This window comes from Geotalea uraniireducens Rf4 (assembly GCF_000016745.1).
Taxonomy (GTDB): Bacteria; Desulfobacterota; Desulfuromonadia; order Geobacterales; family Geobacteraceae; genus Geotalea; species Geotalea uraniireducens.
Genome location: NC_009483.1, coordinates 2753530 through 2765785, shown reverse-complemented (window position 1 = coordinate 2765785; position 12256 = coordinate 2753530). Strand labels below are relative to the sequence as shown.

10 protein-coding genes are annotated in these 12256 nt (G+C 52.8%); 7 read left to right on the top strand and 3 right to left on the bottom strand.

Going from position 1 to position 12256, the window contains the following annotated elements; genetic code table 11:
• The first annotated feature begins 2 nt into the window (after nt 1-2).
• The 4 genes from GURA_RS12120 to GURA_RS12105 all read left to right on the top strand — a co-directional run bounded on the left by GURA_RS12120 (nt 3) and on the right by GURA_RS12105 (nt 6314).
• Nucleotides 3-1379, top strand: coding sequence for an N-acetylmuramoyl-L-alanine amidase (locus GURA_RS12120; RefSeq protein WP_011939256.1), 1377 nt, complete (start codon nt 3-5; stop codon nt 1377-1379).
• Between the two features lie 87 nt (nt 1380-1466).
• Nucleotides 1467-4163 (top strand): [protein-PII] uridylyltransferase, encoded by a 2697-nt coding sequence (gene glnD, locus GURA_RS12115; protein ID WP_011939255.1) that lies wholly within the window; start codon nt 1467-1469, stop codon nt 4161-4163.
• On the top strand, nt 4160-5047 hold the full coding sequence (gene xerD, locus GURA_RS12110) for a site-specific tyrosine recombinase XerD (protein WP_011939254.1): 888 nt from the start codon (nt 4160-4162) through the stop codon (nt 5045-5047). Before glnD ends, xerD begins: the two co-directional genes overlap by 4 nt.
• 73 nt (nt 5048-5120) lie before the next feature.
• Complete coding sequence (locus GURA_RS12105; RefSeq protein WP_011939253.1) at nt 5121-6314, top strand: cofactor-independent phosphoglycerate mutase; 1194 nt, start codon at nt 5121-5123, stop codon at nt 6312-6314.
• Nucleotides 6315-6386: 72 nt separating this feature from the next.
• On the opposite strand, the gene GURA_RS12100 is transcribed toward GURA_RS12105, so the two are convergent.
• The 3 genes from GURA_RS12100 to GURA_RS12090 form a co-directional block, all read right to left on the bottom strand.
• Complete coding sequence (locus tag GURA_RS12100; protein ID WP_232278905.1) at nt 6387-7049, bottom strand: cytochrome c3 family protein; 663 nt, start codon at nt 7047-7049, stop codon at nt 6387-6389.
• Between the two features lie 146 nt (nt 7050-7195).
• Complete coding sequence (locus tag GURA_RS12095) at nt 7196-8299, bottom strand: cytochrome b (RefSeq protein WP_011939251.1); 1104 nt, start codon at nt 8297-8299, stop codon at nt 7196-7198.
• 13 nt (nt 8300-8312) lie between these two features.
• Entirely contained in the window at nt 8313-8732 is a 420-nt protein-coding gene (locus GURA_RS12090) for a QcrA and Rieske domain-containing protein (protein ID WP_011939250.1), read from the bottom strand.
• Nucleotides 8733-8957: 225 nt separating this feature from the next.
• Between GURA_RS12090 and GURA_RS12085 the strand changes: the two genes are divergently transcribed.
• From GURA_RS12085 to ltrA, 3 genes are all read left to right on the top strand, one after another.
• Nucleotides 8958-9899: a class 1 fructose-bisphosphatase gene (locus tag GURA_RS12085; RefSeq protein WP_011939249.1), complete on the top strand. Its 942-nt coding sequence runs from the start codon at nt 8958-8960 to the stop codon at nt 9897-9899.
• Between the two features lie 49 nt (nt 9900-9948).
• Nucleotides 9949-10224, top strand: a complete 276-nt coding sequence (locus GURA_RS12080; RefSeq protein WP_011939248.1) for a hypothetical protein — start codon at nt 9949-9951, stop codon at nt 10222-10224.
• Nucleotides 10225-10753: 529 nt separating this feature from the next.
• A complete protein-coding gene (ltrA, locus tag GURA_RS12075) occupies nt 10754-12157 on the top strand; it encodes a group II intron reverse transcriptase/maturase (protein ID WP_011937128.1) in 1404 nt (467 codons plus the stop codon).
• Nucleotides 12158-12256: the final 99 nt, after the last annotated feature.

Here is a 12256-nt window from a genome sequence, read left to right as displayed (position 1 = left end):
CGATGCGACGAAAATTAGTTGTTTTAATCTGGATTATCCTCGTCACCGCGTTTTGCTCGCAGATCGCATGGGGAGAGCAGCAAGAGACGGAGGGGAAAAAGCGGGAGCGGGCCGCCAAAAAGAAACAAAAAACCGGCACTGCAAAGCCAAAGGAGAAGAAGAAACAAACGGCGAAAAAGCAGACCCGATCCGAGACGCGAACGCCTTCAACCGTTACGCATAAAACCGCAACCGCCATGGCTGTTGAGCCCGCATCCAGGGCAATAGTCAAGGAGATGCGCCATTGGTCCAATCCCGACTACTCCCGCCTTGCCGTCACCCTCGACCGGGAGGCCGGATTCGAATATCATAAACTGCCCCCCAAAAATGAGCCGTCGGTTCCTCCCCGTCTCTACCTGGATATCAACGGCGCCAGGATAGGGCCGGGAGTAAAAGACCTGGCCATTGGCGATGGTCTGTTGAAGACGGCGCGCATTGCCCAGTACCGGCCGGATGTCGTACGGGTTGTGCTCGATCTGGACAGCATCAAGGACTACAATGTATTCACCTTCTCCGATCCTTTCCGCATCATGGTGGATGTCAAAGGAGATCGTAAGCCGGAGATCTCCGCCGTTAAAGAAAGTATCAAGGAGTCCCCCCCGCTGGTCGAGACTGCCAGGATTGAAGCGGTGGCGGAGAAAATTCAGGCGAAAGCGAAAGTAAAGCCGGGTAAGATACGGCGGATTGTCGTCGATCCCGGGCACGGCGGGCATGATCCGGGGGCGATTGGAGCCGGCGGAACCAAGGAAAAGGACGTTGTTCTTCAGATTGGTCTCAAACTGGCACACAAACTGAAGGAAGAGCTGGGGATCGATGCTGTATTAACCAGATCTACCGATGAATTTATTGAGCTGCAGGAGCGGACTGCTATTGCCAACAAGGTCGGCGCCGATCTCTTTGTATCGGTTCATGCCAACGCTTCCCTCAATCGCAGCGCAAACGGCATCGAGACGTACTATCTGAACCTGGCCAAGACCGAAAAAGCGGCCCAGCTTGCTGCCAAAGAAAATGGCACATCCCTGGAAAAGGTGAGTCTCTTGCAGGCAGTGCTCTTTGATCTCATGGCGAACTACAAGCTGAACGATTCCGCACATCTTGCCGAAGAGGTGCAGAAAGCCGTTTCCAGCAAGGTGAATGGTCAATATTCTGTTAAAAACCTTGGGGTAAAACAGGGGCCGTTTTATGTCCTGGTAGGGGCTACCATGCCGAGCATCCTCGTGGAAACGGCTTTTTTAAGTAATGAGCGCGAAGAAGGCCGGCTCAAGGATCCACGTTATCAGGACATTACCGCTGATGGCATACTGGCCGGCATCAAGGCGTATATCGCCGGTCTCAAGTGATAACGTGATGCGTGGCTGCGTGCTGCGAACTTTTAAAGTCGCACGCAGTACGTAGCACGCAGCACGCAGCACGTCTATAGAGGTTCCATGGAATTCGACATCGATCAATATTTCCCGGCAATATCCAGGACGGAGCACGCTTCGTTTGAAGAGACACGCCCTCTTTTATTAGCGGCAAGCAAGCAGTTTCTCGAACATTACCGGGAAGAGATCAAAGAGAAACATCGCGCCGGGGCTGGCGGAGACTGGGTCGTCAAAGCGATTACGGTCATGTCGGATACCCTGATCAAAAAACTCTTCCAAAGCATCACCAGGGGGTTCAGCAATTACAAGCATGCCAGGGAACAGCTGACTCTCGTTTCTGTCGGCGGCTATGGACGCGGCGAGCTCAACCCATATTCCGACATCGATCTCATGTTTCTCCATGGCGGCAAGGATTCGAAGCGGATAGAGGACATCGCCCAGAAACTTCTCTACTTTCTTTGGGACATGCGCCTGGATGTCGGGTATTCGGTTCGAACCAGCAACGACTGCGTGGAAATGTCGAACTCGGATACGACCGTTAAAACCGCTCTCCTTGACGCACGTTTTCTGGTCGGCAGCAGAACGCTGTTCAAGGATTTTCAGAAGGTGATGCTGACCCAGATCCTTGCCAAGAGGAGTGATGCGTTTATCAAGGAAAAACTTGATGAATTGAATAAACGGCGGGATAAATACGGCTCAAGCATCTACATTCTGGAGCCGAACATCAAGGAGGGTGAAGGTTGCCTGCGGGACCTCCATACAGCCATGTGGGTCGCCAAGATCAAATACAAGATAACCGATCCCCGTGAACTGATAGTAAAAGGGGTGCTTTCTGAGGATGAACTGGCCGCTTATTATAGTTCGCTTGCGTATCTCTGGCGGATACGGAATGAAATGCACTACTCTGCTGTCCGAAAGGCCGATCAGCTGACCTTCGACATGCAGACCAATCTCGCCGGATTCTTCGGCTATACGGACCGGGGAAAGGTCCTTGCTGTTGAGGAATTCATGCGGGACTTTTATCTGCATGCCACGAGGGTGGAGCATTTTTCCTCTCTGATGGTCTCGAAATGTGCCAGGCGTGAAGAGGGTGCGCTGAAGATCCTTGGTTATTTTACCAGGCGGCCGGTGGGGGAGGGGTTTTATGTACTCAAAGGGGAGCTGGTGATCCCCGACGAGTCGATCATCGCCAAAGACCCGACGAAGCTGATGAAGATATTCGAATACGCCCAGAAGCATGGCGTATCTTTGAACATCAATGTCAAGGCCCTGGTACGTGGAAGTCTCGACCTGATCAACGACAAATTCCGCCGCAGCAAGGAGGTCAACAGCTCCTTTTTTGCCATTCTCCGTTCTGATAAAGGTGTTGCGGAAACCTTGAAGCTCATGCATCACCTGGAATTTCTCAATCGGTTCATTCCCGAGTTCGAGCGGATCTACTGCAAGGTACAGCACGACATATACCACATATATACCGTCGACATCCATTCGCTGTTCGCCGTGGAGGAGACTGTCCGGCTCTGGAAAGGAGAGCACAGTGAAGACCTGCCGCTCTTGACCCAGCTTGCCTGTGAAGTGGACAAGCGCGAGCTGCTCCTCCTGGCCGTGCTGCTTCACGATGTGGGGAAAGGCGAAGGAGGGGGGCACGCGGACAAGGGTGCCGATATGGCGCGTACCGTTGCCCGTCGCATGGGGCTTACCAGGGAGGACAGCGAACGTCTCGAATTCCTTATCAGGAATCACCTGCTATTTGCCCACATTGCCCAACGTCGCGACCTACACGACGAGAAGATGATCATCCAGTTTGCCCGACAGATGGGCAAGAGCGAAAACCTGAAAATGCTCTACCTGCTGACCTATGCGGACATAAAGGGGGTTGGGCCGGAAGTTTGGACGGAGTGGAAGGCCTTGCTTCTTCAGGAGCTTTACGAAAAGGCGTTCAAGGTGCTGGAGCGCGGCGACTTCAAGTTTGAAGCCAGCAGCGAGCGGGTAAAGAAGGTAAAGCGGCAGGTACTGGAGATACTGGGTGATGATTATCCCACGACACTTGTGAAAGAGGAGCTGAAGGCGTTGACGACGCGGCACCTGCTTTCCAATTCTCCGGCCGTCATAGCGGACCATATCAAGACGCTGCTCCTGCTGGATGGCAAGAACCTGGTTATGAAGGTCGTTCATGAGGTGGATAAAGGTTATTCCAACTTTACCATCTGCACCCTTGACGTACCCGGCCTCTTTTCCATGATAACAGGGGTCATGGCTGCCAACGGGATGAATATTCTCGGCGCGCAAATCCTTACCAGCAGGAACGGCAAGGCGCTGGACGTGCTTCAGGTCAACTCTCCGCAGGGGTTCGTCATTACAGATGAAAGCCGCTGGCAAAGGCTTGAGGACGATATGCGCCAGGTCCTGCAGGGTAAGGTCCGGGTCGGCACCCTGGTAAAGAAGCGTTACCGTCCGACCATCCTGACTGAAAAGCCGAAACCGAAGTTTCCCACGCGGGTTGAAATCGACAACGAGGTTTCAGCGGATTACACGGTCATTGACATCTATACCCACGACAAGGTCGGGCTCCTCTACCGGATAACCAGCACCCTCACCGAGCTTGGGCTGTATATCGGCGTGTCGAAGGTTTCAACAAAGGTCGATCAGGTAGCGGACGTCTTTTACGTCAAGGATATTTTCGGCCATAAGCTGCTTGGTGGTGATAAACTTGAAGAAATAAGGATCCACCTGCTCAAGGCCATTGATGAAGAAATATGAACGAGTACCTTGACCTGTTTTTGAATTATCTTCTTGTAGAGAAGGGTTTGACTAAAAATACCCTTGAAGCTTATAGTCGTGACTTGAGTGTGTATCTGGATTTTCTCGCGGAACGAAAGCGCACGAACCCGGAAAACGTTACTGCGTTGGATGTGGTTGAGCACGTGACGCGGCTTAAAGATTCCGGTCTTGCACCGCGGAGTCGTGCCAGGGCTCTTTCCGCCATAAGGATGTTTCACCGTTTCCTTTTGGTTGAAAACTATTCCGTCAGCAACCCTACAGCCATCATAGAAACGCCGAAGACTGTCAACCGGTTGCCTGAGGTGCTCTCGGGACGCGAGGTTGAAAGCCTGCTGGCGACTGCAAAAGGCGATGGGACGTTCGAGGTGCGTGACCGCGCCATGCTCGAAGTCCTTTATGCCACAGGGCTGCGGGTTTCGGAATTGGTGTCGCTCAAGTTGCGGGATGTGAATATCGACGCCGGTTATTTGCTGACCATGGGGAAGGGGGAAAAGGAACGTCTCGTACCCATGGGGGAATCGGCAAGAACGGCCATAGGCGAGTATCTTGCCGGCATACGCATATTGCTTGACAGGAAAGGCGACAACGAGTATCTGTTCTTGAGCAGGCTGGGGGGTAAAATGAGTCGCCAGGCGTTCTGGAATATCATCAAGAAACGGTCTGGTGCGGCCGGAATCAGAAAAAACATTTCACCGCATACCCTCAGACACTCTTTTGCTACCCATCTGCTGGAAAACGGGGCGGATCTCCGTAGCGTACAAATCATGCTTGGTCATGCGGACTTGTCATCTACCCAGATATACACCCATGTGACTCGCGAACGTTTAAAGAAACTCCACCAGGAGTTTCACCCCCGGGGATAGAGACGTTTAAGGCTTGATCCCGTCTGTTGATTCAGGATATATTTTATTTATTTTTGTGCGAAAGGATTGTTGCATGAAGTACATTGTTTTGCTCGGCGACGGCATGTCCGATGAAAAAATTGAGGAGCTCGGAGGTAAGACTCCGCTCCAGGCGGCAAATACCCCCAACATGGATTTTATGGCAAAACGGGGAAAATTAGGTCTTGCCAGGACCGTTCCCAAGGGGCTTCCCCCCGGGAGCGATGTTGCCAACCTTTCGGTGTTCGGCTACGATCCGGTCAGCTGCTATACAGGCCGGTCACCGCTCGAAGCCGCCAGCATGGGGGTGGAGCTGGGAATAAATGATGTGGCTTTCCGCGTCAATCTCGTTAATTTGCATCCCCATGCCGGCAAGCTTTACATGCAGGATTATTCGGCTGGTCATATTTCCAGCATGGATGGGCGGGAACTGATCGAGGAACTGCAAAAACATCTGGGCGATGACGAGTTCCATTTTTATCCTGGGGTAGGATACCGCCACCTCATGGTCTGGCGCAACGGTAAGGATAAAATAACCGCCACGCCGCCACACGACATTACCGGCAAAAATATCATCGATTTTCTTCCTGCAGGGGAGGGCGCCGATCGCCTCATCAACCTGATGAATTCTTCGCAGCTGATTTTTTTCAACCATCCGCAATACAAACGGCGCCTGGCGAACGGCGAGGTTCCGGCAAATTCCATCTGGCTCTGGGGGCAGGGCAAGTCTCCACGTATGGCCACCTTTGCCGACAAGTTCGCCTTGAACGGTGCGGTTATCTCTGCTGTGGATCTTATCAAGGGCATCGGCATTTATGCCGGGCTTGAAATTGTCAATGTGCCCGGCGCAACCGGCTATATCGACACTAACTACCGGGGCAAGGCTGAGGCGGCGCTCAAAGTTCTCGAAGAAAAGGATTATGTCTACCTGCATGTGGAAGCGCCCGACGAGGCGTCCCATTCCGGTAAGCTTCAAGACAAGATCAGGGCGATCGAGGATTTTGATGCGCTGGTGGTCGGTCCGGTCCTGGAAGGGATCAGGAAATTCGGTGATTACCGCATACTCTGTACGCCGGACCATCCGACACCGGTCAAGCTGATGACCCATACGTCGGATCCCGTTCCATTTATCATCTACAGCGGTGAAGAGCTGGCAGACGATAACGTGACGGGCTACGACGAAGAATCTGCCGCTTCCGGCCTGTTTGTGGAAGAAGGGTTCAGGCTGATGGAGATGATGAAGAAATGACCGCCTGGTGGCCGTTTCTTCCGTGAAACCCGTTGAGGGGCGATTTGTTGCTGTAAATGTGTTGCCGCCCGGCTAATCGTAGGTTTTCCTCAAGAGATAAAAGAGTAGGGCGGCTAGGAGCGAGCCGCTTACAGCTACGACGCCTGTTATTTTTCTTTTTTGTCTTTCAGCTTCGATATTGCCGAAACCGCGCTGTATTTTATCTAGTTCCGTTACGATCTGCGCTGATTCTGCCCTTACCTTTGCCGTATTTACTTCATGAAAAAGTCTATGATACCTGTTGCGAGCGGAAAACAGCGCTTTTTCCCTCGCATCGGTATTGACCCCCTCGCCTTTATAGACCTTTAACCGCTCCTCGATTACCACTATCTGCTTTTCTGCCTGCTCCATCGCTGCCTTGAGTTCCGCTGCGCGAGCGTAAGCGTGGCAGCGAGAGCAGTTCTTTTCATTGATAATATCCAGGGTCACTTTTTTCACGTCATGGCTGCCGTGACAGGTGACGCAGGTCGGCCCTCCATGGCCCAGTGCCTTGCCGTGCGCGCTTTGCAGGTAATCGTCCCTGATTCCGATATGACAGCGGCCGCAAAAGGAGGGAATCTCAATTTCTTTCGGTACTCCCAGAAAGCCGCGTGCAGGATTCATGGCGTTAACCGCATCCTTTGGGTCACCGCCGTGACAGTCATGACAGCTGGTACCGTTCTCCGCATGAATACTTCCTTGCCAAGGTTTTACCATAGCACCGCCACGACCGCTTTGACTCCCATGGCACTGAAGACAGACGGTCTGATTTTGTGCTGTAGCAGCTACAGGAAAGGAAAAGAGTACCATCCACAGGGTTATGAATGCGGTTGGAAAGCCCCAGTGCAAAAATAGTCTCATGTTCATGAGTAGTGTCCCCATATCATCAGTGCGAGATACAGCAGAATGCCGCCGATTGCGCAGACCATAAACAGGGGGCGCTTAAGCGGATGTTTCTCTACACCCCGGTCGATGAACGGCAAAAGTGCGAGAAAGGTCATGGCTGCTCCCTGCACGGCAAGACCGAAAAATTCACTGGGGAATATTTTCAGGGTCTGGTAGTTGGCGAGGAAGTACCATTCCGGTTTGATGTGGGCGGGGGTCAGGAAGGGGTTTGCAGGTACAAATGCATCTGCAGGGAAGAATATGTAAGGGGCGAAAAAAAACACACCCAGGAAAAATGCAAAATAAATGGCGATGGAGGTCATGTCCTGAAGCGCATAGTTGGGGAAAAAGGGGATGCCTCCCGGATGGCTTTCGTAGCGGTAGTTGTCTCCCTGCCATTGATTTCTTGAATCGGTCAGGCCAAAAGGGGGAGTGGAGACGCCGGTTCGCTGAAGGAAAAAGAGGTGTGCGCCGACGACGGCAGCGATGGTCAATGGTATCAGGAGCACATGCAGGGCAAAAAAGCGCCCAAGGGTAGCCGGACCGACCAGTTTGCCGCCGCGCAGGAATTCCACGAGAAATTCTCCGACGTAAGGGATTGCGCCGACGCTGTTGGTGGCAACAGTGGTTGCCCAGAAAGAGAGTTGGCTCCAGGGGAGGAGATAACCGGTCAGCGAGACCGCCAGGACGAGGTTGAAGAGGATAAACCCTGATAGCCAGTTCATTTCCCGCGGGCTTTTATAGCTCCCCATGAACAGGACCGACAACATGTGAAAAAGCAGGATCAACACCATCATGTTTGAACCGACTGCATGACACATGCGGATCAGCCAGCCGAACGGGACGTTATTCATGATGAACGTGACGCTGTGGAAGGCCTTGTCGGCATCCGGCACATAATAGACCAGGAGCAGAATCCCTGTAACCACCTGCAGGAAGAATATCACCAGGAGGATGCTTCCCATGGAATACCAGACGTTGATGTTCCGAGGGAGGAGGTATCCGGTCAACTCCTTCTCCACCAGTTCTCCGGCGCCAATGCGCACGTCGATCCAGCAGTATATTTTTTTTAGAAGCGACATGGGACCTCCACACTCAACCTACAATTATTATGCCGTTTGCGATGACAAAGGAAATCTTTTCCAGCGGTTTGGGCGGAGGGCCTGAAATCACGGTTCCATCAGCTGTAAATAGACCGGCGTGGCAGGGGCAGAGAAACTGTTCATTTTCTTTCTGCCACTGGACGACGCAACCGAGGTGGGTACAGACCGCAGAAAGCGCCAGCAGGGCTCCGCTTTTTTTTCTGATCAGTACCGCTGCCTTCCCTTGGTATTCAAAGTATTTTGCACTCCCTGCGGTCAGTTCCGACTCCGGTATTTCAACTTTACCCTTGTTGCCGATCTCACGTCTCGGAGCCAGGTATCTGAACACCGGATAGGCAATGGCTCCGGCGCCAGCAGCGAATAAAGCGCCGAGGCATACGCCGAGAAATGTTCGTCTCTCTTTGACTACCATGAATCCTCCAGTTTCTCGACTTGTTGCGGCATGATATCATGCCCCGGGGACGTCATATTAAATGCCACGGTCAGGTCGGTTCCGCAACCATAAACCAGATACCATGACAATCCGTAAAGTCAAGTAACAGCGGGCTTTAACGGCTTTTTTGCTTGATTTAAGCCGGCGTTTAAATTAAGCTGTATTCGTATAATTCAATATATTCCATCTGCGAGGGGGTAATTAATGTTTAGTGAGCCGGGGAAATCCAAATTTCAAATTGATCTGCGGCGCCATCTGCGCAGTCAAAATATTTGCGACAATCTCATTCATCTGATCTGCGAAATTGCCGAGGCGAGCAAATACGTCATCAATGCCGTAAGGACCGGCGATCTTGGGGTGGCGGGTACGTCCAATCTTTACGGTGAAGAGCAGCTTGCCCTTGATGTGTTGTCTGACCGTATCATGAGGAAACGACTCATTCATTCAGGTGTTGTCTGCAATATTGCTTCCGAAGAAATGGACGAGATATACCAGGTGACCACGGATTCCAATGGCCTCTATTCCGTTGCGTATGATCCCCTTGACGGTTCTTCGCTGGTTGATGTCAATCTGGCCGTTGGTACGATCGTTTCCATTTTTTCAGGTTGCGATCTTCTCCAGGAGGGACGCAAGCAGGTAGCGGCCATGTATATCCTTTATGGGCCGAGAGTTTCGCTGGTCTACACCGTTGGCGACGGTGTCCATGAATTTACCATGAACCAGCTGATGGAATTTAACCTGACACGTGAGAATATCCGGATGCAGCCTGACGGCAATATATATTCACCTGGCGGTCTGCGTAATAAATATAACGAAGGTGATGAAAAGTTCATCCGCTATCTGGAAGCCAAAGGTTGCAAGCTGCGTTATTCCGGCGGGTTTGTCCCTGATATCAACCAGGTGTTGATGAAAGGGAAGGGGCTTTTCATGTATCCTGCTTTGAACGGGTCACCAAACGGCAAGTTGCGCCTACTGTTCGAGCTCAATCCCATGGCGTTTATCATAGAACATGCCGGTGGCGCAGCTACCAATGGTAAGATACCGATACTCGATATCAAGCCCGAAGGCCTTGACCAGCGGGCTCCAATATATATCGGATGCGTTGAAGATGTTAATCGGGCTATGGAGTACGTGTATAAAAGCTGAGTTTTACAGGAGCCATTTGCCGGCTCAAAACTGCACGAAGAGGTAATGTATGGAAAAAGAACAAAATCCGCCGAGACTCTGTAGTGAGATTCAACTGTTTGACCTGTGCGACAAAGATGTCTGTTCGCACAAGGACGGCCGTTACTGCACCAAGGGCGATATCCTGGCAAAATTCGAAGCAATAAAGGAAGAGGACGAGCGTTCGCCTGAACAGTTTATGGCCGATGAGTTGGATGACGCCGAAGGAGCGGGCGACATGGGATTCGATGAGTCCTTTGGTGTGGATGAATACGGCGAAGAAGAACCGGATGACGAGGATATGTAACAAACCCCTCAACTCGTAACTATTAAACTATTCATTGTACAAAGGCCGCTTTGCGAGAAGCGGCCTTTTTGTTTGTGCGCCAGGCATGGCGCGTGGCGCGTAAGCGCCATCCAATTGGGTATGGTGCCTGATTGGTGACTTGGAGGTGAAAGTCCTCTTCGGACCCTGATGGTGGGAACCGATAGCTGAACAGCAAGGGTGTCCGGGGCGACCCGGAATCTGAAGGAAGCTGTAGGCAAAGTCCTGGCCCGACGAACAGGAATCGCATATGAGGCAGCCACATCTGGGCGAGAAGGCAAACAGATTCAAAGCCCGATAACCATCCAGAAAGATGTGGAAGTAGATGCGGCGGGTATATGGGATGAAGGTCACGCGCATTACCCTGGGAGGTCTGTCAACCTGCCTTGTGCTACCGGCATCGAGAGGTGCCGGGATGGGTTGGCAGAAGTCAGCAGAGGCCATACGAGTCGGAATAACCGACCGACAAAGGGCCGAACTTGAAGTAAGCGGACAGGAGCCTTGAGTTTCGATGACGACAGGAGCAGCAGAAGGCCGGGTTGGGATACCCGGCGCCAGCCCGGAGGGTAGCGGTTGGAAACCGCGAGAGAAAGGGAGAGGTGCGGCAAACGTCACGGGAAGGAAAGCAGCTCACTGGCCGGAAGCGGCAACGGGACTGATGGAGAAGATCGTCAGTCGCGGCAACATGATGGCGGCATACTCACGGGTAATGCGCAACAAGGGAGCGCCCGGCGTCGATAACATGCCGGTAACGGCCCTGAAGGGCTACCTACAGGAGGAATGGCCGCGCATCAGAGAAGAACTGCTGACGGGAACGTATCACCCGCAACCGGTGCGGAAAGTAGAAATTCCCAAACCGGGAGGCGGCACACGGATGCTGGGAATTCCCACCGTCCTTGACCGACTCATTCAGCAGGCGGTGCATCAAGTTTTGAGCCCGCTGTTCGACCCTGGTTTCTCCATAAGTTCCCACGGGTTTCGCCCTGGACGGAGCGCCCATCAAGCGATCAAGGCAGCTCGGAAGTATGTAGAGAGCGGCCTTAGGTGGGTGGTTGACATTGACCTTGAGAAATTTTTCGACCGAGTCCACCACGACACCCTTATGTCGCTGGTGAAACGCAAGGTTGGAGACCGTCTGGTGCTGTCCCTTATCGACAGCTACCTTAAGGCAGGGATACTTGAAGGAGGAGTGACGTCACCCCGGTTGGAAGGCACGCCGCAAGGCGGGCCTCTCTCGCCGCTGCTGTCCAACATCCTCCTCGACGAACTGGACAAGAAACTGGAAAGAAGGGGCCATAAGTTCTGCCGCTATGCCGACGACGCAAATATCTATGTTGCAACGAGGAGAAGCGGCGAGCGTGTCATGGCCTCAATTACCGGCTACCTGTCCGAGCGGCTCAAGCTCACGGTCAACCAGGGCAAAAGCGCGGTTGACCGTCCGTGGAAAAGGTCGTTTCTGAGTTACAGCATGACCCGGCACCGCAAACCGCGGCTTACCGTGGCCAAGAAAGCGGCTGCCAGGCTCAAGGCCAACCTCAAGACGATCTTTAGGCGGGGAAGGGGTCAGAACATCCAAACCACCGTTGAAGAGACAACCCCGAAACTTAGGGGTTGGTTAAACTACTTTCGGTACGCGGAAGTAAAAGGCATCTTCGAGGAACTGGACGGATGGCTGAGACGTAAACTGCGTCGCATTCTCTGGAAGCAGTGGAAGCGCCCCAAGACGCGAGCAAAGAAACTGATGCGGCGGGGATTATCGGAGGCAACTGCATGGCGGTCGGCCACAAACGGCCGCGGCCCCTGGTGGAATGCAGGGGCCGCGCATATGAACAAAGCTGTTCCGAAATTCTACTTCGACAAACTGGGGCTGGTATCACTCATAGACCAGCTTCACCGACTTCAACGTACTTCATGAACCGCCGTGTACGGAACCGTACGCACGGTGGTGTGGGAGGACGGCGGGAGCAATCCCGCCTCCTACCCGATTATAATTCCTTAATTTCTAAAGTGCAGG

Excerpts from the sequence above, each read along its gene's own strand:
- GURA_RS12090 (WP_011939250.1), bottom strand. The coding sequence starts at position 8,732 with ATGGTAGTCAAAGAGAGACGAACATTTCTCGGCGTATGCCTCGGCGCT.
- xerD (WP_011939254.1), top strand. The coding sequence starts at position 4,160 with ATGAACGAGTACCTTGACCTGTTTTTGAATTATCTTCTTGTAGAGAAG.
- glnD (WP_011939255.1), top strand. The coding sequence starts at position 1,467 with ATGGAATTCGACATCGATCAATATTTCCCGGCAATATCCAGGACGGAG.
- ltrA (WP_011937128.1), top strand. The coding sequence starts at position 10,754 with ATGACGACAGGAGCAGCAGAAGGCCGGGTTGGGATACCCGGCGCCAGC.
- GURA_RS12085 (WP_011939249.1), top strand. The coding sequence starts at position 8,958 with ATGTTTAGTGAGCCGGGGAAATCCAAATTTCAAATTGATCTGCGGCGC.
- GURA_RS12100 (WP_232278905.1), bottom strand. The coding sequence starts at position 7,049 with ATGGTAAAACCTTGGCAAGGAAGTATTCATGCGGAGAACGGTACCAGC.
- GURA_RS12120 (WP_011939256.1), top strand. The coding sequence starts at position 3 with ATGCGACGAAAATTAGTTGTTTTAATCTGGATTATCCTCGTCACCGCG.
- GURA_RS12105 (WP_011939253.1), top strand. The coding sequence starts at position 5,121 with ATGAAGTACATTGTTTTGCTCGGCGACGGCATGTCCGATGAAAAAATT.
- GURA_RS12095 (WP_011939251.1), bottom strand. The coding sequence starts at position 8,299 with ATGTCGCTTCTAAAAAAAATATACTGCTGGATCGACGTGCGCATTGGC.
- GURA_RS12080 (WP_011939248.1), top strand. The coding sequence starts at position 9,949 with ATGGAAAAAGAACAAAATCCGCCGAGACTCTGTAGTGAGATTCAACTG.